Genomic DNA, 24,886 nt, shown 5'->3' on the forward strand with positions numbered 1-24,886 from the left:
AACCCGGGAGCCACCCCATGATGCAATCCACCCCCGCCTCACCCGCCGTCCCCGCCTCGCTCGTCTGCGCGGGCCTCGGCTTCACCTGGCCGGACGGCCGCACCCTGTTCGACGGCCTGAACCTGACCCTCGGCCCCGGCCGCACCGCGCTGGTCGGCCCGAACGGCGCGGGCAAGTCCACCCTGCTGCGGCTGCTGGCCGCCGAGCTGCGCCCGGACGCCGGCAGCGTCAACGTCACCGGCGTCCTCGGTTACCTGCCGCAGAACCTGGTGCTGGACGCGGCCCTGCCGGTCCCCGAGGCGCTGGGCATCGCCGGGACCCGGGCCGCGCTGCTGGCCATCGAGCGCGGCGAGACCACCGAGCAGAACTTCGCCGCCGTCGGCGACGACTGGGACGTCGAGGAGCGGGCCAGGGCCGCCCTGGACCGGCTCGGCCTGGACGCGGTCCGGCTGGACCGCACCGTCGGCGAGCTGTCCGGCGGCGAAGCCGTACTGCTGGGCCTGGCCGGGCAACTGCTGCGGCGGCCCGACGTGCTGCTGCTCGACGAGCCCAGCAACAACCTGGACCTGGACGCGCGCCGCCGCCTGTACGAGGTGGTCGAGTCCTGGCGCGGGGTGCTGGTCGTGGTCAGCCACGACCGCGACCTGCTGGAACGGGTCGATCGCGTCGCCGATCTGCGCGACGGCGAAGTCCACTGGTACGGCGGCAACTTCAGCGCCTACCAGGAGGCGCTCGCGGTCGAGCAGCAGGCGGCCGAACGCACGGTCCGCGCAGCCGAGGCCGACATGCGGCGACAGCAGCGCGAATTGACGGAGACTCACACCCTGCTGGCCCGACGCAAGCGCTACGGGCAGAAGCAGACCGAGAACAAGCGCGAGCCGCGGATCGTCATGAACGAGCGCAAGCGGCAGGCCCAGGTCTCCTCCGGGAAGCTGCGCATCCAGCAGCAGGAGAAGGTGGCCGAGGCCCGCGAGCGGCTGAGCGAGGCCGAGGCGGCGGTGCGGGCCGACCCGGAGATCCGGGTCGACCTGGCCGCCACCGCGGTCCCGCCCGGCCGGACCGTGCTCACCCTGCGCGGACTGCGCACCCGCTACGCGCCGGACGCCGCGCCGATCGACCTGGACCTGCGCGGCCCGGAGCGGATCGCGCTGCTGGGGGCGAACGGCTCGGGCAAGACCACGCTGCTGCGCACCCTGGTCGGCGAACTCGCGCCGCTCGCAGGGGAGGTGGAGCGAGCCGTGCCGGTCCGCCACCTGCCGCAGCGGCTCGACCTGCTGGACGAGGGGCTCAGCGTGGTGGGCAACGTCGCCCGCTTCGCGCCGTCCGCCACCGACAACGAGATCAGGGCCCGGCTCGCCCGCTTCCTGTTCCGGGGCGCGCGGGCGGACCAGCCGGTGGCCGGCCTCTCCGGGGGCGAGCGGTTCAGGGCGGCCCTGGCCGCGCTGATGCTGGCGCAGCCCGCCCCGCAACTGCTGCTGCTGGACGAGCCGACCAACAACCTGGACCTGGCCAGCGTGCGGCAGCTCTCCACCGCGCTGGCCTCGTACCAGGGCGCGCTGGTCGTCGCCAGCCATGACCTGCCCTTTCTGCGCACGGTCGAGCCGACCCGCTGGCTGCAGCTGGACCGGACCGGCGGCCTGACCCGGCCGGGAATCTTGTCATGAGCCTTGCCAAACTGGTGGGTAACTGACGTAGCGTCAGTGAGACAATCCGTCAGGAAGGAACGCCGATGGGACCCTTCGGGATCCGCCTGCGCGCCGCCGCGCTGGGAGCGGTGCTCGCCACCGTGGCGGCGCTGGCCCTGCCCACCAGCGCCAGCGCCGGGGCGAGCGCCACCCGCAGCTACCAGTCGAACGACTACTGCCAGGGACAGTGCGACGACATCCTGCCGCCCGGCGAGAACGGCAACGCGACGCTGGCCGACATCCTCGCCAACCGGCTGCTCGGCACCCGCCCGGCCCACACCGACGACCAGCTCGGGCCGTACTCGTCCCTGGTGGACGGGTACACCGGGCTGACCGACGCCACCCTGGGCAGCTTCTTCGACGACGCCTCCTTCGGCGTGCCGGCGGGGCAGGTGGCGAGCACCGTCCGGCCCCGCCCGGACGTCACCATCGTCCGGGACAAGGCCACCGGCGTCCCGCACATCACCGGGACCACCCGGTACGGCACCGAGTTCGGGGCCGGGTACGCGGCGGCGCAGGACCGGCTGTGGGTGATGGACCTGTTCCGGCACGTCGGCCGCGGCGAGCTGAGCAGCTTCGCGGGCGGGGCCGCCGCCAACCGGCAGCTGGAGCAGAGCTTCTGGCAGGCCGCCCCCTACACCGAGGCGGAGCTGCAGCAGCAGATCGAATCGGTCGCGGCGCAGGGCGCGCGCGGACAGCAGGCCCTGGCCGACGCGCAGGCGTATGTGGACGGGATCAACCAGTACATCACCCAGGCCTACAACAGCCGGACCTTCCCCGGCGAGTACGACCTGACCGGGCAGGTCAACCCGATCACCAACGCGGGCTCGATCCAGCCGTTCCAGCTCACCGACCTGGTCGCGCTGGCCTCGGTGATCGGCGCGCTGTTCGGCTCGGGCGGCGGCGGCGAGGTGCAGTCGGCGCTGGTCAAGGAGGCCGCCGAGGCCAAGTACGGGACCACCCGGGGGGACGCGGTCTGGGAGGCGTTCCGGGAGCGGAACGACCCCGAGGCGGTGCAGACCCTGCACGACGGCCAGAGCTTCCCGTACGCGGGGGACCCGGCGCATCCGCAGGGCCTGGCCATGCCGGACCCGGGCTCGGTGACCCCGCAGCAGCTGGTCTACGACCCGACCGGCTCGGCGGCCAGTGGTTCGGCAGTCAGCGGCTCGGCGGGTGCCGCGTTGAAGCCGGTGAAGGCTCCGGCCGCGCTCAAGCCGCTGCAAGGGGTCTTCGACCAGGGGGTGCTCCCCGGCAACCTGCTCACCGCCAAGCACGGCATGTCCAACGCCCTCGTGGTGTCCGGGAAGTACACCGACAGCGGAAACCCGATCGCGGTCTTCGGCCCGCAGACCGGCTACTTCGCCCCGCAGCTGCTGATGCTGGAGGAGATCCAGGGCCCCGGCATCAGCGCCAGGGGCGCGGCCTTCGCCGGCCTCAGCTTCTACGTCGAGCTGGGACGCGGCCAGGACTACTCCTGGAGCGCGACCTCGGCCGGACAGGACATCACCGACACCTATGCGGTGACCCTGTGCAACACCGACGGCACCCCCGCCACCAAGGACTCCTCAGCCTACCTGGCCGACGGCGTCTGCACCCCGATGCAGGCACTGGAGCGGGACGACTCCTGGAGTCCGACCCTGGCCGACTCCACCGCGGCCGGCTCCTATCGGCTGATCATGTACCGGACCGACTACGGCCTGGTCACCGACCGCGCCACGGTCGGCGGCGTGCCGGTGGCGTACACCTCGCTGCGCTCCACCTACCAGCACGAGGTGGACTCCATCATCGGCTTCCAGATGCTCAACGACCCGTCGGCGGTGGACTCGCCGCAGACCTTCCAGCAGGCGACGCAGCACATCGGCTACACCTTCAACTGGTTCTACGCGGACTCCGCGCACACCGCTTACTACAACTCCGGGCTCAACCCGGTCCGTCCGGCCTCGGTAGCCCCCGACCTGCCCACCTGGGCGGCGCCGCAGTACACCTGGCAGCACTACGACCCGGCGACCAACACCGCCGACTACACCCCGCCGTCCCAGCACCCGCAGGACGTCGACCAGGACTACTACGTCTCCTGGAACAACAAGCAGGCCGACGACTACGCCGCGGCCGGCTTCGGCGACGGCTCGGTGCACCGGGCGAACCTGCTGGACGCCCGGGTCAAGGCCCTGGTCGACAGCGGAACCAAGATCACCAGGGCGACGCTGACCCAGGCGATGGAGAGCGCCGCGGTCACCGACCTGCGCGGCGAGGACGTGCTGCCGGAGCTGCTCCAGGTGATCGACAGCGCCCCGGTCACCGATCCGGCCCAGGCCGCCGCCGTCGCCGAGCTGAAGACCTGGCTCGGGCACGGGGCCGTCCGCAAGGAGACCTCTGCGGGCAGCCACAGCTACGCCGACGGGGCGGCGATCCAGGCGTTCGACGCCTGGTGGCCGCTGCTGGTCCAGGCCGAGTTCCAACCCGGCCTCGGCTCCGACCTGTTCACCGCGCTGACCGGGGTGCTGCAGATCAACGAGTCGCCCTCGGGCGGCCAGACCGGCCCGAGCAGCGGTCCGGTGGACGCCAACGAGTCCATCCCGCACAAGGGTTCGTCGTTCCAGTACGGCTGGTGGTCCTATGTCGACAAGGACCTCCGCGCGGTACTCGGCGAGCCGGTCACCGGCGGCCTGCCGCAGGTCTTCTGCGGCGGCGGCAGCCTGGCCCAGTGCCGGCAGGTGCTGCTGACGAGCCTTCAGCAGGCCGCCGCGGAACCGGCCGCGACCGTCTACCCGGGCGACTCCGGCTGCGCGGCGGGCGACCAGTGGTGTGCCGACTCCATCGTCCAGCGCCCGCTGGGCGGCGTCACCGACACCGCCTCCAACTGGCAGAACCGCCCCACCTACCAGCAGGTGGTCCAGTACCCGGCCCACCGCTGACCGACCCGACCCGCAGCGGGGGACGTCCCGGCGACACCGGGACGTCCCCCTCGTCGTTCGGTCAGGCCCAGGGCGCGGCGACCAGCCAGCTGGTGTCGTCGCTCCAGGAGGTGGCGCTGTCCCAGGCGTTGCTGCCCCCGTCGGAGGCGATGTAGCCGATGTAGTCGTAGTGGCGCAGGTACTTGCCGGGGTAGTTGTCGGACTGGAAGGAGTAGCCCTGGCCGTTGTGCCCCGACTGCGGGCAGAAGGTGGCGTCCTGCGCGAACAGCGAACTGCCGTCGCCGGCCGCCAGATAGAGCTGGAAGTTGGAGTGGCGCAGGTACTGGCCCGAGTCGTTGGCCGACTCGAACGAGACGCAGGAACTGTCGGCCAGGCCCGCCCGCACGATCCAGGTGGCGTCGCCCTTGAGCGCGGCGGTGCTCGCCGAGTCGACCGCGGAGATCACCACCTGGCTGTCCGCGTCGTCGTGGCGGATGTAGTCCGAGGTGCAGCAGGCGGTGGTTGCCCGGAGCGAGATCCGGGAGCCGGGGGCGAGCGGCCCGGTGGCCCCGGACGAGGACGCGTAGCCCGCGGCGTTGACGTTGGCCTGCACCGCGTTCTCGGTGGCGTCGGACGGGTAGCCGGAGGTCATCACGCCCTCGTAGAAGGTCCCGGCGGAGCCCTTGCTGTTGTCGCCGCCGATGCCGAGGATGATCGCCCCCTCCTTGTGCATCGGGTTGTAGCCCGAGACATTGGGGCGCGCGCCGCTGTAGAAGGTGGACAGCCCGCCCGACTGGGCGTTGCCGGCCCGGATCGCCCACTGGTTCGGCTCGCCCTTGACCATGGCGGTCAGGTAGCGGTCGTTCACGGTCGGGTCGTTGGCGTTGAGGCCCTGGTTGGCGCCGGAGAACAGCCCGTTCTCCAGGTCCGCCATCACCCAGGGGCCGTTGCCCGAACCGTAGCCCCAGACCTTGATGTTGCCGAAGTAGATGGCCTCCATATGGCCGTTGCCGGTGTCGTTGTTGCTGGTCTCGGCGTTGCCGTAGTCGAAGCAGCAGCCGCCGTTGTAGTGCGTGCCGTCGAGCACCGCGTACATGCCCTCGGCCTGGTCCCCGGTGGCGATGCCCGAGGTGTGGTCGTTGCGGTAGCCGGTCCCGGCGGCCACGTAGACGCCGTACGCCTCATGGCCGTTGAGCGTGGTCGGTGCGGCGGTGGCGCTCGCCAGGTTGTCCGGGCCGCCCGCCGCGCCGCCCGCGGGCGCCTGGGTGAGGTTGTTGCCCCGGCCGGACTGGTCGTAGACGACGGTGATGACGCAGGTCGTCCCGGCGCAGAAGGAGTCCTGCGCGGCGGCGTTGGCGTATCCGCCCGCGCTGAGGACGCCGATGTCCTTGGTGGTGTTGTCCGACGCCCGCCTGACCTGGTAGAGCGAGCCGTTGTAGGCGGCGTAGAGGGCGCGGGTGGTGCTGTGCGCGGCCACGCAGGGGGTGTTTCCCGCGGCGTAGATGTCGCAGGGCTGCTGGGTGGCCGCGGTCGAGGTGGTGGCGGTGCCGACGAGGATGCCGGCGGCGAGCGAGAGTGCCGCTCCCGCCGCCAGCAGGGTGCGCCGGGTGCGGCGTGCCCATCCCGAGATGCTCACGTGCGAACTCCTTCGTTCGTCGGTGGATCGATCCGGTGTGGCGTCCTGGCATGTCGTCACCCGCGGGGTGGCAAATTGTTAGCGCTAACAATTTGTCCTGAGGGCGCGCTTGTGGGACATCGCAAGGATTGGCTGCTGAGGAGCAGCGCGATGGCCTCACTATGGTCGGGGCCTGAGGGTGCGTCAAGGCTTGTGACCGGCATTGGTGTTAGCGCACACAGGACAGGCGGGGAAGGTGGCGACTGGGGCAGGGCGAGGCGGCTGACTCGCGACGGACGGTGGACGTGGGTAATTCCAACGATGTAATCGACCTTGGTGCACGCCGCCTGGGCTGTCAAGGCCCCGGGGGAGCGGACGGCTGGATCGTGGAGTTGTGCCGTCCGCCTGGTCCCGGGAATCTTCCCAGGTGAGCGCATACAGGCGTCAAATGACAGACCGTCACCCGGGGCCTGCGGCCAACGGCCGTCGATGCCGCTCCGGGCGGGAGGGGTGGACAGCGCGGTTCGGTGCTGCCATTCTCCTGCTCAGAATTCCAACGTTGTTACGCGGTTCCGGCGCCCTGTCGCCCTGACGCCCCGTCTGCGCGGGCCCTGCTCCGTTCGCAGCTGTCTCTGCTGCGGGTCCACCCACCCTCACCACCACCGCCGTTCGGACCAGAGCGGCTCCTGGAGGAACCATGACCCACGACCCCGCCCCGCAGTCCGGGGACGCCGAGCAGCTCGCTCAGGGCGGCGGGCTGAGCCGCCGCGGACTCATCCGCTGGTCCGGCGCGGCCGGCCTCGGCGCCGCGGGCGCGACGCTGCTGCCCGGCATGGCGCAGAGCGCCTCGGCCGCCGCTCCCGGCTCCGCCGCGGTCGGTTCGTCCGCCTCGGGCCACACCCCGTCGGCCGTGTTCGGCTCCTTCGACCCGATCCGCCCGCCCGCCGTCCCGCTGGCTGTCCGTTCCCCGTACCTGAGCACCTGGATGCCCGCCGACAACCTGGCCGGCACCTGGCCCTCCTTCTGGACCGGCCGCACCACCGCGATGACCGGCATCGCCACCATCGACGGGGTGCCCTTCCTCTTCCTCGGCGCGCCCAACATCACCGGCCATGTGCTGCGCGGGATGTCGCAGCGCAAGCTGACCCTCACCGCGACCCGCTCGCAGTACGTCTTCGAGGGCGGCGGCGTCGAGCTGACCCTGACCTTCCTCTCCCCGGTCGAGCCCGGCGACCTGCGCCGCCAGTCGGTGCCGCTGTCCTACCTCACCGCGGACGTCAGCAGCACCGACGGCCGCGCCCATGACGTCGGCCTGTACTTCGACATCTCCGGCGAGTGGGCGCACGGCGACTCCGGCACCAAGATCGGCTGGAACCAGGAGCAGATCAGCGGCCCCGGCTCGACCGCGGTCACCGCGCTGTCCTTCGGCCCCTCCGCCCCCGGCGTGCTTGCCGAGAACGGCGACATGGCCAGTTGGGGCACGGTCGTCTGGAGCGCCGGCAACCGGTCCGGGCTGAGCTGGCAGATAGGCGCCGACACCGCCGTCCGCCCGGCCTTCCTGGCAAACGGCAAGCTCGGCGACACCGCCGACGCGAACCAGCCGCGCGCCATCAGCGACAACTGGCCGGTCTTCGCGTTCCACTTCGACCTCGGCAGCGTGCGGCGGACCACCGAGTCCGCGGTGCTGTCGGTCGGGCACGTCCGTGAGCCCGCGGTGAGCTACCTCGGCACGCCGCTGCCGCCGCTGTGGCGGTCCTACTGGTCCAGCTGGCAGGCCATGGCCGGCTTCTTCCACGGCGAGGCCCGCGCCGCGCAGACCCGCACCGCCGCGCTCGACCGCAGGATCCAGCAGGAGGCCACGGCCGTCGGCGGCGCCAAGTACGCGGCGCTGTGCGCGCTCGCGCTGCGCCAGGCCTTCGCCGGGACCGAGCTGGTCAGCCGGGACGGCAAGCCGTGGGCCTTCCTCAAGGAGATCTCCAGCGACGGCAACGTCTCCACCATCGACGTCACCTACCCGGCCCTGCCGGTCTTCGCCTACGCCGACCCGGAGTACCTGGGCCTGCTGCTCGCGCCGATGCTGGAGTACGCCGAGCACGGCGGCTGGCCGAAGACCTTCGCCGAACACGACCTCGGCTCCAGCTACCCCAACGCGGCCGGGCACAACGACGGCAACGAGGAGGACATGCCGGTCGAGGAGTCCGCCAACATGCTGATCATGAGCGCGGCCTACCTGGGACGCACCAGCGGCGCGAACGCACGGGCCTTCGCCACCACCCACTACACGATCCTCAAGCAGTGGGCCGACTACCTCACCGCGAACGCGCTCGACCCCGGCAACCAGAACCAGACCGACGACTTCACCGGCTGGATCGCGCACAGCGCCAACCTGGCGCTCAAGGGCATCATCGGCATCGGTGCGATGAGCCAGGTCGCCACCGCCGCGGGCCGGACCGCGGACGCCGCGTCCTACCTGGCCACCGCGAGGAGCTACATCGGCCAGTGGGTCGACAAGGCCCAGGACACCACGTCCGACCACCTCAAGCTCGCCTACGACCAGCCCGGCACCTGGAGCCTGAAGTACAACGGCTACCCGGACGCGCTGCTCGGCCTGAAGCTGGTGCCGCGCGCGGTCGCCCAGGCGGAGGGCGACTGGTACCTCAGCCAGGTCAACCAGTACGGCATCCCGCTGGACCTCCGGCACTCCTACACCAAGGGCGACTGGGAGATGTGGACGGCGGCCTGGCTCAAGGGCCACCCGGTCGGCGGCTACCTGGTGGACTCGCTCTACGACTTCGCCCACACCACGCCGTCCCGGGTGCCGCTCACCGACTGGTACGACACGGTGACGAACCATCAGAGCGGCTTCCAGGCACGACCGGTGGTCGGCGGCATCTTCGCGCTGCTGAGCCTGCGCCAGTAGCCGCGGCGGCGACGGCCGCCACCGGCCGCGGGTGACACCGTCGAAGCCTGCGTCAGGCGCGCTCGACGGCGAAGAAGCCGTCGCCGCCGAACACGAGGTCGGCGAAGCGGTCGCCGATCCGCTGGTGGGTGGCGGCGTCGGGGTGGAGCTGGTCGGGCAGCGGGAGTTCGGCGGCGTCCGCCTCGCCGTAGAGGTCGAGGCCGTCCAGGTAGCCCAGGTTCGGATCGTGCGCGGCGCGCTCGCGCACGATCCGGGCCAGCTCCTCCCTGATGACCGAGAGGGTCAGCTTGCCCGCCGCGCGCTCGGCGGGGTTGCCGGTAGCCCGGAACCGCAGCTGTCCGGTGCTCAGGGCACCGGTGTCGAACGCGGCGGGCCCGGGGGTGTCCTCGTGGATGGCGCAGTGCAGCGGGGAGACCACCAGCAGCGGCGTGGTCGGGTGCCCTTCGCGGACGGTGTCGAGGAAGCCGTGCACCGCGGGGCCGAAGGCGCGCAGGCGCATCAGGTCGGTGTTGACCAGGTTGATGCCGATCTTGACGCTGATCAGGTCGGCCGGGGTGTCCCGCATCGCGCGGGCGGTGAAGGGGTCGAGCAGCGCGCTGCCGCCCAGGCCGAGGTTGACCAGTTCGACCGGCGCGAGGATGGCGGCGCGGGCGGGCCAGGTGCCGGTGGGGCTCGCCGCGTCGGAGCCCTGGCTGATCGAACTGCCGTGGTGCAGCCACACCCTGCGGTCGCTGTTCGGCACCGGCTCGATCGGGGCGTTGCTGCGCAGCGCGACGAGCTGAGTGGTCTCGTTGTGCGGCAACCAGATCTCGACCTGCTTGGCGCGCTCGGGCAGGCCGGTGAAGCTCAGCGTGCCGACCGGACCCGGCCGGTTCTCGGCGGTGCCGGTGGCCAGGTCGATGACCAGGGTGTCGCCCCCGGTCACCACCGCCTGGTCGGTCAGGCGGTGGTCGATCAGCAGGTCGTACACCCCGTCCGGGCGCGGCGGGGCGCCGACGTAGGCGCGCTTGGTGGGGAGGGTGTCCAGCTCGACGGCGGTGGCCCGGGTGCGGAAGACCAGCCGCACGCCGGAGGGTTGGGCCTCGACCATGGCCAACTGCGGGTCGGCGCACTGGGCACGGGCCCGAGCGGGCAGCCGGTGCGGCAGGAGGCCGCGCTCGGTGCGCTCCAGGTCGAGCGCGCCGCGGAGCAGCTCGGGAGTGATGGGCGCACTGGTCCAGGTGTTCTGAGTGCTCGTCATATCAGCCTGCCGGTAGGGGTGTTCGGATTGCTCCGGGTCAGGGGCGTTCGGGGGCGTTCAGGGGTGTTCTCAGGGGGTGGCTGCGGGCCAGTTCCGCAGCAGCGCGTCGAGCGCGTCCATGGTCCGTGACCAGGTCTCCTGGCTGTCCGGGGCGCTGTGGCTGAACCCGCCGCCCATCTCCAGGGCGACGTAGCCGTGGAAGACGCTGCCCAGCAGCCGGACCGCGTGGGTCTGGTCCGGCTCCGCCAGGTCGTAGCCGCGCAGGATGGCCCGCGTCATCTGCGCGTGCCTGACGCCCGCGCTGGCCGCCGCGGTCTCCGGGTCGAGCCGGAACCGGGTGGCCTCGTAGCGGCCGGGGTGCTCATGGGCGTAGTCGCGGTAGACGTCGGCGAGGGCGGTCAGGGCGTCCTTGCCCGCCCGCCCGGCCAGGGCGTCGGCAGCCAGGTCGGCGAGTTCCTCCAGGGCCAGCAGGGAGATCTTCGTCTTGAGGTCCTGGGAGTTCCTCAGGTGCGAGTAGAGGCTTGCGACCTTGACGTCGAACTGCCTGGCCAGCGCCGAAAGGGTCACCTGGTCGAAGCCGACCTCGTCGGCCAGCTCCGCCCCGGCCCGGGTGAGACGTTCCGCGGTGAGTCCTGCGCGTGCCATGCCCCGCTGCCCCTCTTCCTTCCGGTTGCCTATATCGACACTACATTTGCCTAATAGCTTTAGGCAAATACCGCGCTGATGCAGTTCCCGACGTGCCGGTCGGTTGGTCAGCGGGTCGGGCCCGGCGGAACGTACGATCAGCGAATGCCTGAGACGACCGAAACCACGCCCGGCTGGCTCCCCTCCGACGAACTGGAGCTGGCGCGGGCACGGATGCCGATCCTGTACGTGGAAGCCGTGCCGGTACGGGTCGACGACAGCGGGGAGGTGACGCACATCGGCCTCCTGCTGCGGATCGGATCGGACGGGACGGTCAGCCGCACCCTCGTCTCCGGCCGGGTGCTGCACCACGAACGCGTCCGCGACGCGCTGCTGCGGCATCTGGAGAAGGACCTGGGCCCGGTGGCACTGCCCCGGGTCCCGGCCTCGCTGCAGCCGTTCACCGTCGCCGAGTACTTCCCGACGCTGGGGGTCACACCGTTCCACGACCCGCGCCAGCACGCGGTGTCCCTCGCCTACATCGTCCCGGTGAGCGGGGACTGCCGTCCCCGGCAGGACGCGCTCGACCTGGTCTGGTTCAGCCCGCAGGAGGCCGCGTCGCCGCTGGTCCAGCAGGAGATGCCGGGCGGCCAGGGAATCCTGCTCAAGCAGGCCCTCGCCCACGCGGGCTGCCTGACCTGACCTGGGCTGGCCCGGCCCGGCCCGGCCTGCGCCTGAGCTGACCCGGGTTGCCTGCCCCGTCCGCTCCTGCCTGCGTATCCGTTCACTTTCGGGCCCGTCTTCTCAGCACATCTGCGAGGGCGCGCTCATGCCGCTCTCATCAGCGGCGCTCACCGTGGTCTCGAAAGCGAACGCACCGACGGGAGTCCGACATGATCCTCATCAACGCGACCACCACGCGTCCCGGCGAGGCCCCGCTGCGCCGGCTCACCCCGCGCAGCGGCACTGTCGTGGTGCCTCGCGCGGGCGGGGCCCGTATCGCCGCCGGGACGAAGAAAGCCGCGTAGGCGGATGTCGACGACGGTGGCGGAGGTCCACACCGCCCCGGCGCGGGGCCGGGCGGCGGCTGCCCCGCGGCCGACCTGTCGCTGCGGCGTCACGGAGACCGCGCGGATGCTGAGCGAGCTGGCCCGCTCCTGTCCTGACTGCCTCGGCCCGGTCGCCGCGGCGTTCCGCGACCTGTCCGCGCCGGGGGCGTTCGACCTGGTCGTACGCTGGGCGACCCAGGCCGACCAGCGCGGCGGTTGCCGCCATGCCGCGGGCCCCGCGCAACTGCTTCGCCGCTCGCTCGCGGCCTACCCCGACGAGATCGAGGCGCACGCCGAGGGCATCTGCACATCCTCCGCCGCCGGACGCCGCCCCGTGCGCCGGGGCTGACCCCCCGTGCGCCTGCGGTGATGCCGTCGACGCTCCCCAATTGTCCGGAATCTCCGCGTCCGTCGGCGATGCGCGGCACACTGCGTGCATCGGATCGCATCGACGGGGTGGGCGTCGCGCCCGACCCGGAAACAGGGGGGCCTGTGTTAACGATCAGCGGTAAGAAGTACGACAGCGCCGGGTTCATGGCGGCGGTGGGGGCAGTGGTCGCGGCGATGGGCACGACCGCGCCGCCCGAGGGCTCGGTCCAGCGCGGTGTGCTGACCTCGATCGTCACGCTGGCTGCGAGCAACGCCGCGGCGTTCGACGTCGTCGACGTCCTGGACGTCTACGCCGGGCTCGTCCAGCAGGCGGTCGACGCCGTCCCGGTGACCGAGACGGCGCGGGTCTGGTGCCGGGAGCGGATCGGCGGCGACGTCGCCACGCGGTTGGCCGCCCGGGTGGCGAAGCAGCCGCAGACCCTGGCGCAGCTCCAGGCGCTGGGCAGCATTGTGATCACCCGGGGCATGGACCCGGTTCAGGCCCAGAGCGTCCTGACCAACGGCACCTTCGGCGGCGCGGTCCACGACCCGTTGGCGGTGGGCGCGCCCCAGGCCGCCGACGCGGTCCGGCAGACCGGCCTGGGGGACAAGTCGACCGCGGCCGGCCGGATCGAGGAATGGTCCCTGGGCATGCTGACCGGATTCGCCAGCAACGGGTTCATGCTGATCGCCGAGGCGGCGGTGCCCGTGGTGACCCTCCCGACCTCCGACCACGCCGTACGCGCGGGCGAGGCCGGGGTGTGCGGCTTCGCCGCGGCAGCCCTGATCAGCGTGGCCATCCTGGAGGAGGGCCGCAAGCTCGGCGACGACCCGCTGCAGCCGGAGCTGGAGAAGGTCAAGAAGGCCATCGGCAGCAAGCGCATCGACGTCCTGGCCCTGCTGAAAGCCGCCGCCCACCGCCTGCGCGGAGTGAACCTCTGAGCCCCTGACTACCCGTCAGTAGCGGCGGGGACGACGGCTGCGGCCCTCGGTGCCGCCGGGCGGAGTTCCGTCCGGCGGCGCCGTGTTGCGGGGTGGGGTCAGGTGTTCCAGACCTGGAATTCGGAGAGTTGGCCGGCGGGCCAGCCGGTGTTGGCGGTGAAGGTGGCGCGGTAGTACTGGTCGGTGGTGGCGGGGAAGGTGAGGGTGACGGTGTTGTTGGTGGCGGGGTCGAAGGTGTAGGCGGCGGAGGCCTTGATGGTGGTGAAGGTGGTGCCGTCGGTGCTGCCGCTCAGGGTGAGGGTCTGGGTGCGGGCGCCCCAGCCGGAGGGCAGTTGCAGGACGACCCGGCTGGCGCTCTGGGCGGAGCCGAGGTTGACCTGGACCCACTGCGGGAAGGCGTTGTTGGCGCTTTGCCAGTAGCTGTTCTGGTTGCCGTCGGTGACGTTGGAGGACGGGTAGACGTCGGTGTGGCTGGACTCGCTGGTGGCCTTGCCGGCCGCCAGGTTGGTGCTCACCGTGCCGGCCCCGGTGCCGCTCAGCGCGACCGTGGCCGGGCTGTTGGAGGCGTTGCCCGCGATGCTCAGGCTCCCGGTACGGGCACCGGAGGCGGTCGGGGTGAACTTCACACTGACCGTGCAGGAGCCGTTGACCGCGATCGAGGAACCGCAGGTGTTGGTCTGCGAGAAGTCACCCGTCGTGGACACCCCGGTGACACTCGCCGCAGCCGTACCGGTGTTGGTCACCGTCACCGACTGCGCCGCACTCGCGGTGTTCAACGCCTGACTGGCGAACGTCAACGAAGCAGGAGCGACCGACAACGTCCCCACCGGAGTGCCGCCACCGCTCTTGGCGAAGGACAGGCTGTTGAGGTTCCAGCCGCCGGTGTCCTGATTGACCGTCAGGATCTGCTGCCCGGCGGGCAGTGTGACGGTGGCTGTGGCCGTGGTCCAGGCCTGCCAGTCGCCGGTGGCCGGGAGGTTGACCGCGCCGCTCAGGTTGGCGCCGGAGGCGTTGGAGAGGTGCAGCGCCCCGCTCACCGCGCTGGGCGCGGCGACCCGCAGGCTCACCGTGTACGTCCCGGCCGTGGCGACGTTGACGGTGTAGCGGAACCACTGCCCGCCGGACGTCCAGCCGAGGTCGTAGCCGCCGCCGGTGTCCGAGGTCGCCTCCAGGTTGACGCCGTCGGCCCGGTAGCCGTTGCCGCTTCCGTTGACGGAGCTGACGTTGTAGCCGAGGCCCTGGCCGCCGGTGTCGTAGTTCTCGGCCTGGACGGTGCCGGGAACCGCGGCCGCCGTCCCGCCGAAGGGGCCTTCGACCGGGCTGGTGCCCTGCCAGCTGTTGCCGCTCTGCGTGGCGGTGAAGCCGCTGGAGTTGTTGATGAACGCGGTGCCGCCGCCCTGCAGGCCGGAGACGGTGTTGCCGGTGATGGTCGCCGACCCGGTCGGCGCCGGGTAGAACGGCGGCGCGATCACCACGCCGTTGCGGCCGGGGGAGGTGATGGTGTTGTTCTGCAGCAGCGTGTTGGTGGAGGTGGAGAAGCCGACCGCGTCGTAGAGCGAGTTGGCGATGGTGTTGCCGGTCGCGGTGACGTGGTCGACCACGCCGGTGTTCTGGCCGTCGCCGCCGTTGCCGATCTGCATCGCCGGCTGGCCCTGGCTGTAGGCGTTGCCGCCGGACCTGACCACGACGTTGCCGGTCACCGTCGCGGACGTCAGGTCGCTGCCGTTGACGCCGAACCGGCCTGCGCCCAGGCCGATGTAGCGTGCGGTGTCGCTGATGTAGTTGTCGCTGACCTGGTGGCCGCTGCCGCCGTAGATGCCGATGCCCTTGCCGCCCCACGGCGCGATCAGGGTGTTGTTCGTCAGGGTGACGTTCGACATCGGGGTGTAGTACGTGGTCGTGCTGCCGTTGGTGTTGTAGTCGACCGAGTTGATCGCCATGGCGTCGTCGCCGGTGCCGCGCACGAAGTTGTTCTTCGCGGTCAGGTTGTTCCCGGTGGTCCCGTTGAGCGAGACGTTGTTGAGGTTGATGCCGTCGGCCCAGATCGAGGTGAGCCGGCTGTTCTCGACGGTCCCGCCGGAGCCGGAGGCCCAGAAACCGGACTCGACGTGCTGGCTCCAGATGCCGTTGGCGACCCAGTTGCTACCGGTGGTGTCCATGGCGCCGCCGGCGCCGTCGACCGTGGCCCGGCTGGTGGCGTTGGAGTCGATGTGGAAGTTCTGCACGGTGGTCGAGGTGACCGAGAAGACCGCCGCCAGCGGGGTGCTGTTCGGCAGCGGCACGTCACGGTAGACGGTGCTGTACCACATGCCCGCGCCCGCGATGGTGATGCCCTGGGCGGTAAGACCGGTGGTGCCCTTCAGGTAGAAGGTGCCCTGCGGGATCCAGAGGATCTTGTTCTGGGACTGCGCCTGGTTGATGCAGCTCTGGATCGCGCCGGTGCTGTCCACGGCCTGGCTGTCGGCGTCCCCGTTGGTCGGGGCGTTGTCGGCGACCGCGCCGCAGCTGGTGATGGAGATCGAGTTGGCGGGCTGGGCGAGCGGAGCCGGCGGGTTCTCCACGTCGATGACGTCGATGTTGTAGTAGGCCGCGGTGTTCGCGGAGTCCTTGACCAGGGAGAGGGTGCTTCCGGCCGCGATCGGGGCGCCGGTGACGAAGGTGTGTGCGTCGTCGAAGAAGACCCGCGGGTCGCCGTCCGCCGGGTTCTGGTCGTTGCCGTTGTAGTTGTTGTTGCCCTCGTACATCCAGCTCTGGCGGGAGTTGAGGTTGACGGCCTGCCGGAAGACGCCGTTGACGTACAGGTCGAGCGTCGCGGTGGCACCGCCGCCGGACGGCGAGTCCGGGATGCTGGCGCGGACGTCGACGAAGCTGATCGGCTGGCCGGTGGTGTTGGTCCACTGCACCGACTGGCCGGTTCCGGTGAGTTGGACGTAGGCGTGTCCGGATGCCTCAAGTGCCGGGCTGGCGTACTGCGTTGTCGGCGCGGAGGTCAGCGAGACGGTGCTGGCGCCGCCGCCCAGGGTTCCGGCCTCGGCCTCGTAGCTGGTGAAGGGCGTGGTGGCGCCCACCGTTGAGTCGGCGGCGGATGCGGCGGATACCGCGGGGACGGTCGCTGCGCTGCGGGGGGCGGCGTGGGCGGCCGGGGTGAAGCACAGCCACACCGTGCCGAGAGCGGTGGCCAGGGCCACCAGCAGGCGCGGGGCGCGTCCCGTGCCGCGTCCTGCGCCGTGTAAGGAGAGGGGGATCGAACGCATCTGATGCTCCTTCAGAACCGTGGGGGTGGCCCGGCGCCCCGACCGTACAGAGCACGTTGAAATGTCGCAAGGTTCCGATGTATGAAAGAAAATATTCCACAGACTGATGGAAGAGAGGGCTCTCCGGATTGGCTGGGGAAGGTCGAGTCGGGTTCGAGTGGATCTCGCTACGTTCTGGCGGTTTCCGCGGATTGAACACGATTCCACCCAAGGCGCGCACCTTGGTTCCCATCCCCACCAACCTGGGAGAACGTATGTCCGAAACCACCGTCGGCGCGAGCTTCGAGCTGGGCGAGCTGGACCTCAGCGACCTCACCGTCACCTCGATGCGCGACACCGTCGCGCTCCCCGAGACCGGCGCCTCATGGGGCAACTGCTCCTGCCAGGGCTCCTCCTCGTGCGCCCAGCCCGAGGCGCCGACGCTCCCGCTGTAGCGCCCTGACGTTCTGACGTTCTGACGTTCTGGCGTTCTGGTGCTTCGCTGTTCCGGCAGGGCTGGGGTCGCACGACAGCTGCGTGCGACCCCCGGCCGACGCCAGAGCCACACAAGCACAACCAGAGCCACCACCACCGCATCCGGGAGACGGGACCACTGGTATGCCGCACTCCGCAGGGCCCGGCAGCGACGACGGCTACGCGGTCCGCTCCGCGCCGTACGCGCTGCTGCGCTCCACCGTGCTGCGGTACCCGGCGCAGAGCCAGGCCGCCGCCGTGTTCCGCGCCGAACTGGCCCGGCTGACCGCGCTGGAGGCGGAGGCCGCGGCCTTGCTGCCACGGCTCTGCGACGACCTCTACGCCGCCCGGGGCGGCCACCTCGACACTGTCCATCGCGACGTGGTCCTGCCGCTGCGTCGCGCGCTGCACAACGGGCGGGAGCCGCGGCCCGCGTTGCTCGACCGACTGGGCGACCTGCCCGAGCGGGTGCCCCGACTCGCGGAGTGGCTGGCGTTACGCGGATGGCGGAGTGCCATGATCACCTTGCTGGGGAAGCTTTCTGACGGAGCGTTGACTGCCGAGCGCGACGCTTTGGCGGTGCTCTGCGGTGAGCCCGCGCTGCGTCGGGCGGTCGCCCTCACCAGTTCCGACCTGCTGCGCGCGGTCGATCGCGCGAGCAGCGGCGTCGCGGACCGTAAGGCGCGCAAGGAGGAGCCCGGCGTGCTGCGCCAGGTGCTGCGGGCCGGTACCAAGACCAGCCCGCTGTCCTGGTTCACTGCCGTGGGCTGGGGCTTGTGTGACCCGTCGTCAGGCGATGGGTCGGACCTTCGGGCCTGGGAGCAGGCCGGGCTTTCGATCGAGGGGTTGACCTCAGTGGTCAAGGTCAACCGGACCCTGGTCAGCGCGCTGACCGAGGCGCTGCTTGACGACCCGGGTCGCCGGAGCAGGCTTCCGCACCGGATGGCCAGCAGCGCGCGGATCGCCGACGGTCGCGCGGCCTACGCCCGCGGCCGGGTCAGGTTCGCGGGAGGGCGCTATCTGGTCACCGCCGAGGACGAGGTCGAGCTGGCGGCGGCGGGACCGCTGGAACTGATCGACGCGCACTGCGAAAAGCCCTCCTCGTTGGGGGAGTTGGCGAACAAGTTGGTCGCGGCGCTGGACGGTGCGGCCGGAACCGATGCGACCAGGGAGCGGGCGGCCGACGCGTTCCTGGCCCGCCTCGCCGCCGCGGGCCTGCTGGTGCCCACCGAACCGGTGGACCCGCAGCATGAGGACCCGCTGACCCTCCTCGCCGCCTGGCTGCGGGCGGAGTCCGACGGCGCTCGGCTTGCGCTGGCCGTTGACGAAATCGCGGATAGGACAAGGGAGTTCAGTGCGGCCGAGCCCCCGCGACGTCCCGCGGTCCTGGCCGGTCTGGCAGAGGACTGGCGCACCTTGCTCGCCGAGGCGGGACGGCCGGTGCCGGCCGACAGTGCGCCGCTGAACGTGCTCTCCGAGGACGTGGTGGCCCCGCGGCCGGTCCGGCTGGACGGCCTGCTCGGTGACCAGGACCACCGGGCGCTGGGCGAGGTGACCGCGCTGGCTGAACTCTTCGACCTGGGCCACCTGATGCGGAGGATCGCCCGCGACCGGTTCGTGGCGCGCTACGGGCCCGGAGGCAGCTGCCGCCACCCGTGGGAGTTCGGCGTCGACATCGCCGAGGCCTGGGAGGAGGCCGGGCAGCTTGCCGCCCTCGGGCCCGGTCACCACCGGCGGTTTCCGACCGGCGTGGAAGAACTCGCGGCGCTTCGAGGGGAGTTGCTGGACGCAGTCGAGGTCGCACCGGACGGCGATGTCATGCTGCCGGTCGACGCGGTCCGTGCGCTCGGCGGCCGACTGCCGCGCTGGATGCGGCAACGTCCGGCCAGCTACTCCTACTTCCTCCAGCGCGGCACCCCGGACGGACTGCTCTGCGTGAACCACGTCTACGGCGGCTGGGGCAGGTTCACCAGCCGCTTCCTCGGGGCGATGGAGCCCGCGGCCAGGATCGAGGTGGCCGGTCAGATCCGGCGCGGGCTGGCGGAGGGGGCCAGGGCCGTGCAGGTCCGACCGGTCGGCGGCTTCAACGCCAACCTGCATCCCCTGCTGGTCCCGGACGAGATCGGCCCGGACCGCCGCTGGACCTCGATCGGCGAGCCCGAGGTGGAACTCGTCCACGACCGGGCGACCGACCAGCTACGGCTACGGCTGTGCGCAACCGGCGAGTTGCTGGACGTGCTCTACGGCGGCTTCCTCGCCCCGATCATGCTGCCGCGACGGATCGCCGCGCTGCTCTCCGACCATCCGCACGGCGTGGTGGACTTCCGCTCCCTGGTCCCGACGTCGGCGCGGGAGGCTCCCGGCGGGCCGGTGGTCCGCACACCCCGGCTGCGGCACCGCCACCTGGTGCTGCAACGCCGCCGCTGGCACCTGCCGCCGGGCGTGGTCCGGACGCTGCGTGCCGAGTTGGGCGGCGGCAGCGAGGCCGCGGTGGGGTCGGGCGGCGTACCGGCGGCGGTCGTTGCCCGCTGGCGGGCCCTGCTCGACCTGCCCGAGCAGGTCTTTCTGCACCCGGCTGCGGTTCCGGCTCCGGCCGTGGCTCCGGCGGCACCAGCCGCGCAGGCCGGACGGTCCGGGCGGGCGACCGAGGAGTTCCTCACCCATCTGGGCCGCCCCAAGCCGCAGTTCGTGGACCTCGGGAACGCCCTGCACCTGCGCTCGCTGGCCAAGTGGCTCGCCCGCCACCCGGACGGCGCGACGCTGGAGGAGGCGCTTCCGGCCCCGGGCGGACGGGACCGGGCCGCGCCCGCCGTCGAACTCGTCGCCGAGACGTACCGGGCGGGGGCGGCGTCATGACCCGCGCCGCGAATAGCCGCGACGCCGCAGAGCAGGACGCCGACGCGTGCGCCGCCGCCGCGCAGGACGCCGCCGCCCGTGACGTGGTCGCCTACTACCGTGACCCGGTCAAGGGCCCGCTGCTGCGCGAGGCCTTTCTGCCGCTCGCCGACCGCTGCGCGGCGCAGGGCCTGGCCGTCCAGGTGGAGCGGCACTGGCTGCACGGTCCGCACCTGCGGCTGAGGCTGCGGGGCCCGGCCGACCGGGTGGCCGTGGCCGCCGGGCAGGGCGCGGCGGCGGTCCGGTCCTGGGTCCGCGACCACCCCTCGGTCAGCGACCTCAGCACCGCGGACCTGCTCGCCCAGGCAGGCCGGGCCGGGCGGGCCGAGCTGATCGCGCCGCCCTACGAACCGGTGCTGCCCGACAACACGGTGCGGATCGAGCGGGTCGATCTCGCCCCGCTGCGCGCGCTGATCGGCCCCGACAACACTGCTCTCCGCGACGACCTGCTGCAACGCGGGCTGCCCGCGCTGCGGGCGGCCTCCGGATTCCTCGGCGGGCACGGCGACGGCGCGACGGCGCGGCTCCAGTTCGCCGTGGCGGCGCTCGCGGCCCACGCCGCCGCGCACCCCGGCGGGCTGGTCGGCGGCCACTACTCCTATGTCTCTCACCTGGAGGACTTCCTCCTGCACGACGACCGCGACGGTCGGCTGCGGCAGGCCTTCGCGGGCCACTGGCAGGGCGCTGCCAGCGCGGTGACCGCCCTGGTGGGCCGGGTCGCCGAGGGCGGGAGCACCGGCTGGGAGCAGCAGTGGGCCGCCTGGTCCGCAGCCGCCTGGACCCTCGCCGAGGCCCGGTTGACCGCCGGGGCGAACCTCGCGGGCGACCCGGACGAGTACCGGGTCCGGGCGGCGGCCACCGGCGACGCCGCCGCGGCCCGGCGCTGGGACCGGGACCGGCGCACGCGGTTCAGTGAGTTCCACCGCCTGCTGCGGCGCTCCGACCCGGACGGGGCGATGTGGAGCCGTCCCGACTACCTGGTCCACCGCGCCTGCACCAATGCCCTCTACCGGCTCTTCGCGATCTGCGACGTCAGTCCGGTGGAACGCTACCTGGCTGCCTACCTGGTCGTCCGGGCCGTCCCGGTGCTCACCGGGCACGCCTGGCAGACCGAACTGACGGCCGTGGTCGACGCGGTGGAGCGTGCCTCATGACGGGGCCGGTCGATGCCGCCGACGCCGTCGATGCCCTGGCCGGCTGGCGGCTGCGGCCCGGGGTGGCGGTCACCCCGCTCCGGGACGGCATCCATCTGCGCGGCCGGCGGTCGAACGTCACCCTGGAGGGAAGCCGCGCGCTCCCCGGCCTGTGGCGGCTGCTGGACGAGCTCCTGCGTACGGGGGACCGGACCGCGCTGCTGCGTGACGCGCCCGTGGGTTCCCCGGTCCGGGCCGCCCTCGGCATGCTGGTCGGGCACCTGCGTGCGCACGACCTGCTGGTCGAACCGGTCGCCGACGACGGCAGCGACGCCGTGCGCTGGCTGCGCGCGGTCGCCGACCGGCCCGACGCGGTTGCGGCGGCCATCGCGTCCGCCCGGCTTGAGGTGCTGGGCGCCGAGCCCGGGGGAGCGCTGGCGCAGGCCGCCGGTAGGGCACTGACGCGGGGTGGGGCCGCGCCCGGGTATGTCGCCGCCGAGGGCGCGCCGGGGCGAATCCTGCTTGTCTGCTCGTCACCGGACGGCGGGAGGGGCGCGGACGGCGGGCCGGGCAGGACCAGCGGCGCGGGCGGGACCGGCGGCGCGGGCGGGCTGGACGGCAACGGCAGCAGGCCGGGCGGGACCGGCGCGCGGCTGGCCGTTGCCGCTGGGGTGTCCGGCGGTACGGCCTTCGTCACCGCGCCCGGCAGCCCGGAGCAGGCCCGCGCGGATGCGGCCGCCCTGACGCTCCGTCTGGGGCTGGAGCGCACCGCGCTGGACGACGACGGGGCTGGCTCGGCGGTGCTGACGACGCTGGTGGCCGGTGCCGCCGCGCAGCGGCTGCTCTGTGCGGTCGCCGGGATGCTCGACCCCGCGAGCGAGGGCGACGACCGACGGACCCTGCCGGACCGCCCGTCCGTCCTGGTCGCCACCGCCCGTCCGCTCCAGTCCGGCTATCACTGCTGGCTCGGTCCGGACCTGCTGGATTTGGACCGGGCAGCGGTGGTTGCCCCACCCGACACCCTGGCCGAGGCGCTGCGGCGAGCAGCGGCCCTGAGCGACGAGGTGGTCGGGGCACTCGCACCGGCGCTGCCCGGCGCGCTGCCGCAGCTGCCGGTGGCGCTGGCGGCCTGCCCGCTGCCGGGCGGCGGCACGCTGACCGCCGCTGCCGCGCGGGTGGATATGGCCCGGCTCGACGCGATCTGCCGGGCGGCCGAACTCCGGCTGTCAGGAGCGGAGTCAGCGGTCTCGGTCGGTGTCGATCCGGGCCACGCCCAGGGCCGTGCGCTGCGGCGCGCGGCAGTCCGTCTGCCCGTCCCGAGTGGTTCCACCGCGCTGCCGCAGGAGGCGCGGTTGTCGCCCCACCGGCAGGCGCGCCACTGGTGGAGCACCCTCACCGGGCGGCTCGGTGTCGCGGCCGAACTCACCGTGGTCCCGGTCGGGGTGGACGGGTCCGCGTTCCGCGCGGTGGTCCGGGACGGGTCGGACCGGTTGCTGGGCGACGCGGTGGAGGCGACCCCCGGCGACGCGGCGGCGTTCGCGGCCCTGGCGGCCACGGCACACGTCCACTGCGCGGCAGTGGATGTGACGCCAGGTCAACTCAGCCTGCCCACCGGCTCGTCCGCTGGGATCGCCAGCGCCGGTGCCGTGTTCGCCGGTTGGGAGGACGACGGCTGGACGGTCAAGTGGCTGGCCGATGTCGCCTCGCGGGAGCGGGAGTTGCAAGCCGCTCTGCGGCAACTGACCGGGCTGCACGCTGTTCCCTGGGCTCCCGGTGGAACCGGTGACGCCGACGCGCGGGCCGTCGCGGCTGCCCTCCACGGCTGCGGCTTCACCGTCCTGCGGACGACCGGAGGCTCCCGATGACCACCGGACTGCCGCTGGCCTCCGGACTCGCGCCGCTGACCGCAGCCGTGCCGGTCCTGGACGCCGCCGCCGCCCTCGCCCGCACCACGGGCACGGCCATCGTCCTGCTGGAGCACTGGACGCTGGGCCAGGCCGAGGAGTTGAGCCGGCATGCGCTCACCCACCCGGTCGTTCACCTGCCGATCCGGCTGGACGGCGCGTTGACCGTGCTGGGCCCGGTGCTGCGGCCCGGCGGGCGCGCCTGCCTGTGCTGCGCGGAGTACCAGCGGCTCGCCACCGCCGGAGGCCGGGTCCCGTGGCGGAGCCCCGGCCTGGCGCTGGCCGGGGTGCCGTCGCCCGCGCTGGCGGAGGCCGTCGGGGCGCTGGCCGCCGAGCTGCTGCGGACCGGGCCCGCCGAGGGAGCCTCTGTTCCGGGAACGGAGGAGGACGGGGCCGACGTCCGGATCGTGCACAACGGCCGGGCGACCTGGTCCTCGCACCGCGTGCGTCCGGTCGGCGGCTGCGAGGTCTGCCGCCCGCTCCCGCCGGACAGCGCGGCGGCTGCCGCCGTCCCGGCCGTTCCGAGGCCGATGCCCGACCCGGCCGTCCTGCGCGGCGCCAACTCCCGTACGGACCTGACCGGAATGCGGGCCGTGCTGCACGACGAGCGGTTCGGCCCGGTCCGTCGGCTGCGCCGGGCCGAGCACTCGGTCTTCGGCCTGACCAGTGCCCAGGTCACCGACGGGCGGCTGGCGGACGACGGCGGGTACGGCCGGTCCACCGACTTCGACAGCAGCGAACGGGTCGCTCTGTTCGAGGCGGTCGAGCGGCTCGCCGGGATGCGCCCGATGGGCCGAAGGACCGTGCTCCGGGCCGCGTTCGCCTCGCTGGGGCCCGAGCGCGCGGTGGACCCGGAACGACTGGGGCTGCCGGACCCCGCCTACCACGGGCACCCCGCCTCCCGGTCCGTGCCCTACACCCCGCAACTGGAGCTCGACTGGGTGCACGGGTGGTCGCTCACTCACCGGCGCCCGGTCGCCGTCCCCGAGCACGTCGCCTACTGGGACGTGCCGACGGGGCCGGGGCCGGACCGCCCCCGCGTCGTCTACGAGTCCTCCAACGGCTGCGGCGTCGGCAACAGCCCCCAGGAGGCGGCCCTGTACGGCCTGTTCGAGGTCGCCGAACGCGACGCCTTCCTGATGGCCTGGTACGCGGCCACCCCGCTGCGCCGGATCGCCCTACCGGACGACGATGCCGAGGTGGCCCAACTCATAGACCGTACAGAGCTGTTGGGCTACCAGCTGACGCTACTGGACGCCACCAACGACCTGGGCGTTCCAGCCGTCATCGCTCTCTGCCGCTACCGGGGCGACAACCCGGCGGCTCCGCTGGCGTTTCTGGCCGCCGGAGCGCACCACGATCCGCGCGCGGCCATCCGTTCGGCGGTCACCGAAGTGGTGACCAACGTCCATGAGCCGGCCGACCGGGCGCTCACCCCGGGGCGTCCGCGTGCAGCGGAGCGGTTGCGGCCGATGCTGACCGCACCGGAGCTGGTGGTCTCCCTCGACGACCATGTGGGCCTCGGCACCCTGCCGGAGGCCCGGCCGTGGCTGGACGCGCTGGTCGGCGCCGGTCCGGCGCTCGACTGGCGCGACGCCTGGCCGGGGGCGCCGCAGCCGGTCGCCGACCTGACCGCGCTGCTGACCTCGACCGTGCGGCGGCTGTCCGGCGAGGGCCTGGAGGTGATCGCGGTCAGCCAGGACGAGCCCGGGGTGCGGGACCGGCTCGGCCTGCACTGCGTCAAGGTGATCGTGCCCGGCTCGCTGCCGATGACCTTCGGGCACGTCAACCACCGCACCCGGGGGCTGCCCCGGCTGCTGGAGGTCCCTTACCGACTGGGCCGCGCCGAACGACCGCTGCTCTACCACGAGTTGGCCATCCACCCGCACCCGTTCCCCTGAGGATCCCG

The 24,886-nt window shown here is 72.5% G+C and carries 16 protein-coding genes; 12 read left to right on the plus strand and 4 right to left on the minus strand.

Features of this window, described 5'->3' with window-relative positions:
* The first annotated feature begins 20 nt into the window (after positions 1–20).
* Positions 21–1,664 carry an ABC-F family ATP-binding cassette domain-containing protein gene (locus ACEZDE_RS20505; RefSeq protein WP_380538057.1) on the plus strand — a complete coding sequence of 548 codons (1,644 nt, stop codon included), beginning with the start codon at positions 21–23 and terminating at the stop codon, positions 1,662–1,664.
* 65 nt (positions 1,665–1,729) lie between these two features.
* Positions 1,730–4,600, plus strand: coding sequence for a penicillin acylase family protein (locus ACEZDE_RS20510; protein WP_380537846.1), 2,871 nt, complete (start codon positions 1,730–1,732; stop codon positions 4,598–4,600).
* Between the two features lie 61 nt (positions 4,601–4,661).
* Here ACEZDE_RS20510 and ACEZDE_RS20515 read toward each other — a convergent pair whose 3' ends face one another.
* Positions 4,662–6,215 carry an alpha-L-arabinofuranosidase B gene (locus ACEZDE_RS20515; RefSeq protein ID WP_380537849.1) on the minus strand — a complete coding sequence of 518 codons (1,554 nt, stop codon included), beginning with the start codon at positions 6,213–6,215 and terminating at the stop codon, positions 4,662–4,664.
* A 676-nt stretch (positions 6,216–6,891) separates the two neighbouring features.
* Here ACEZDE_RS20515 and ACEZDE_RS20520 point away from each other — a divergent pair.
* Entirely contained in the window at positions 6,892–9,114 is a 2,223-nt protein-coding gene (locus ACEZDE_RS20520; protein ID WP_380537851.1) for a glutaminase family protein, read from the plus strand.
* A 52-nt stretch (positions 9,115–9,166) separates the two neighbouring features.
* Here ACEZDE_RS20520 and ACEZDE_RS20525 read toward each other — a convergent pair whose 3' ends face one another.
* Both ACEZDE_RS20525 and ACEZDE_RS20530 read right to left on the minus strand, forming a co-directional pair.
* Positions 9,167–10,354 carry a GDSL-type esterase/lipase family protein gene (locus tag ACEZDE_RS20525; RefSeq protein WP_380537853.1) on the minus strand — a complete coding sequence of 396 codons (1,188 nt, stop codon included), beginning with the start codon at positions 10,352–10,354 and terminating at the stop codon, positions 9,167–9,169.
* A 69-nt stretch (positions 10,355–10,423) separates the two neighbouring features.
* On the minus strand, positions 10,424–10,999 hold the full coding sequence (locus tag ACEZDE_RS20530) for a TetR/AcrR family transcriptional regulator (RefSeq protein ID WP_380537855.1): 576 nt from the start codon (positions 10,997–10,999) through the stop codon (positions 10,424–10,426).
* Positions 11,000–11,143: 144 nt separating this feature from the next.
* Here ACEZDE_RS20530 and ACEZDE_RS20535 point away from each other — a divergent pair, with 144 nt between their 5' ends.
* The 4 genes from ACEZDE_RS20535 (at position 11,144) to ACEZDE_RS20550 (ending at position 13,338) form a co-directional block, all read left to right on the plus strand.
* Positions 11,144–11,680: an NUDIX hydrolase family protein gene (locus ACEZDE_RS20535; protein ID WP_380537857.1), complete on the plus strand. Its 537-nt coding sequence runs from the start codon at positions 11,144–11,146 to the stop codon at positions 11,678–11,680.
* Positions 11,681–11,871: 191 nt separating this feature from the next.
* Positions 11,872–12,006 carry a hypothetical protein gene (locus tag ACEZDE_RS20540; protein WP_380537859.1) on the plus strand — a complete coding sequence of 45 codons (135 nt, stop codon included), beginning with the start codon at positions 11,872–11,874 and terminating at the stop codon, positions 12,004–12,006.
* A gap of 4 nt (positions 12,007–12,010) precedes the next feature.
* Positions 12,011–12,376, plus strand: coding sequence for a hypothetical protein (locus tag ACEZDE_RS20545; protein WP_380537861.1), 366 nt, complete (start codon positions 12,011–12,013; stop codon positions 12,374–12,376).
* A 143-nt stretch (positions 12,377–12,519) separates the two neighbouring features.
* Complete coding sequence (locus ACEZDE_RS20550) at positions 12,520–13,338, plus strand: hypothetical protein (protein ID WP_380537863.1); 819 nt, start codon at positions 12,520–12,522, stop codon at positions 13,336–13,338.
* 98 nt (positions 13,339–13,436) lie between these two features.
* Here the strand turns inward: ACEZDE_RS20550 and ACEZDE_RS20555 are convergent, their stop codons facing one another.
* Positions 13,437–16,592, minus strand: coding sequence for a discoidin domain-containing protein (locus ACEZDE_RS20555; protein ID WP_380537865.1), 3,156 nt, complete (start codon positions 16,590–16,592; stop codon positions 13,437–13,439).
* A gap of 254 nt (positions 16,593–16,846) precedes the next feature.
* On the opposite strand from ACEZDE_RS20555, the gene ACEZDE_RS20560 reads away from it, so the two are divergent.
* The 5 genes from ACEZDE_RS20560 (at position 16,847) to ACEZDE_RS20580 (ending at position 24,878) form a co-directional block, all read left to right on the plus strand.
* Positions 16,847–17,026 carry a thiazolylpeptide-type bacteriocin gene (locus ACEZDE_RS20560; protein WP_380537867.1) on the plus strand — a complete coding sequence of 60 codons (180 nt, stop codon included), beginning with the start codon at positions 16,847–16,849 and terminating at the stop codon, positions 17,024–17,026.
* Between the two features lie 163 nt (positions 17,027–17,189).
* The gene (locus ACEZDE_RS20565; protein WP_380537869.1) at positions 17,190–19,901 is read left to right on the plus strand and encodes a lantibiotic dehydratase; all 2,712 of its coding nucleotides are present in this window, start codon (positions 17,190–17,192) and stop codon (positions 19,899–19,901) included.
* Positions 19,898–21,094, plus strand: a complete 1,197-nt coding sequence (locus ACEZDE_RS20570; protein ID WP_380537871.1) for a hypothetical protein — start codon at positions 19,898–19,900, stop codon at positions 21,092–21,094. The genes ACEZDE_RS20565 and ACEZDE_RS20570 overlap by 4 nt, the downstream gene beginning before the upstream one ends.
* Complete coding sequence (locus tag ACEZDE_RS20575) at positions 21,091–22,938, plus strand: hypothetical protein (protein WP_380537873.1); 1,848 nt, start codon at positions 21,091–21,093, stop codon at positions 22,936–22,938. The genes ACEZDE_RS20570 and ACEZDE_RS20575 overlap by 4 nt, the downstream gene beginning before the upstream one ends.
* On the plus strand, positions 22,935–24,878 hold the full coding sequence (locus ACEZDE_RS20580; protein ID WP_380537875.1) for a TOMM precursor leader peptide-binding protein: 1,944 nt from the start codon (positions 22,935–22,937) through the stop codon (positions 24,876–24,878). The genes ACEZDE_RS20575 and ACEZDE_RS20580 overlap by 4 nt, the downstream gene beginning before the upstream one ends.
* Positions 24,879–24,886 lie beyond the last annotated feature (8 nt).

The organism is Streptacidiphilus cavernicola (assembly GCF_042510955.1).
In the GTDB taxonomy this organism is placed as follows: domain Bacteria; phylum Actinomycetota; class Actinomycetes; order Streptomycetales; family Streptomycetaceae; genus Streptacidiphilus; species Streptacidiphilus cavernicola.

Bases quoted from the DNA above. Each gene is read 5' to 3' on its own strand.
- ACEZDE_RS20505 (WP_380538057.1), top strand. From the start codon at position 21: ATGCAATCCACCCCCGCCTCACCCGCCGTCCCCGCCTCGCTCGTCTGC.
- ACEZDE_RS20510 (WP_380537846.1), top strand. From the start codon at position 1,730: ATGGGACCCTTCGGGATCCGCCTGCGCGCCGCCGCGCTGGGAGCGGTG.
- ACEZDE_RS20520 (WP_380537851.1), top strand. From the start codon at position 6,892: ATGACCCACGACCCCGCCCCGCAGTCCGGGGACGCCGAGCAGCTCGCT.
- ACEZDE_RS20525 (WP_380537853.1), bottom strand. From the start codon at position 10,354: ATGACGAGCACTCAGAACACCTGGACCAGTGCGCCCATCACTCCCGAG.
- ACEZDE_RS20530 (WP_380537855.1), bottom strand. From the start codon at position 10,999: ATGGCACGCGCAGGACTCACCGCGGAACGTCTCACCCGGGCCGGGGCG.
- ACEZDE_RS20535 (WP_380537857.1), top strand. From the start codon at position 11,144: ATGCCTGAGACGACCGAAACCACGCCCGGCTGGCTCCCCTCCGACGAA.
- ACEZDE_RS20540 (WP_380537859.1), top strand. From the start codon at position 11,872: ATGATCCTCATCAACGCGACCACCACGCGTCCCGGCGAGGCCCCGCTG.
- ACEZDE_RS20545 (WP_380537861.1), top strand. From the start codon at position 12,011: ATGTCGACGACGGTGGCGGAGGTCCACACCGCCCCGGCGCGGGGCCGG.
- ACEZDE_RS20555 (WP_380537865.1), bottom strand. From the start codon at position 16,592: ATGCGTTCGATCCCCCTCTCCTTACACGGCGCAGGACGCGGCACGGGA.
- ACEZDE_RS20560 (WP_380537867.1), top strand. From the start codon at position 16,847: ATGTCCGAAACCACCGTCGGCGCGAGCTTCGAGCTGGGCGAGCTGGAC.
- ACEZDE_RS20565 (WP_380537869.1), top strand. From the start codon at position 17,190: ATGCCGCACTCCGCAGGGCCCGGCAGCGACGACGGCTACGCGGTCCGC.
- ACEZDE_RS20570 (WP_380537871.1), top strand. From the start codon at position 19,898: ATGACCCGCGCCGCGAATAGCCGCGACGCCGCAGAGCAGGACGCCGAC.
- ACEZDE_RS20575 (WP_380537873.1), top strand. From the start codon at position 21,091: ATGACGGGGCCGGTCGATGCCGCCGACGCCGTCGATGCCCTGGCCGGC.
- ACEZDE_RS20580 (WP_380537875.1), top strand. From the start codon at position 22,935: ATGACCACCGGACTGCCGCTGGCCTCCGGACTCGCGCCGCTGACCGCA.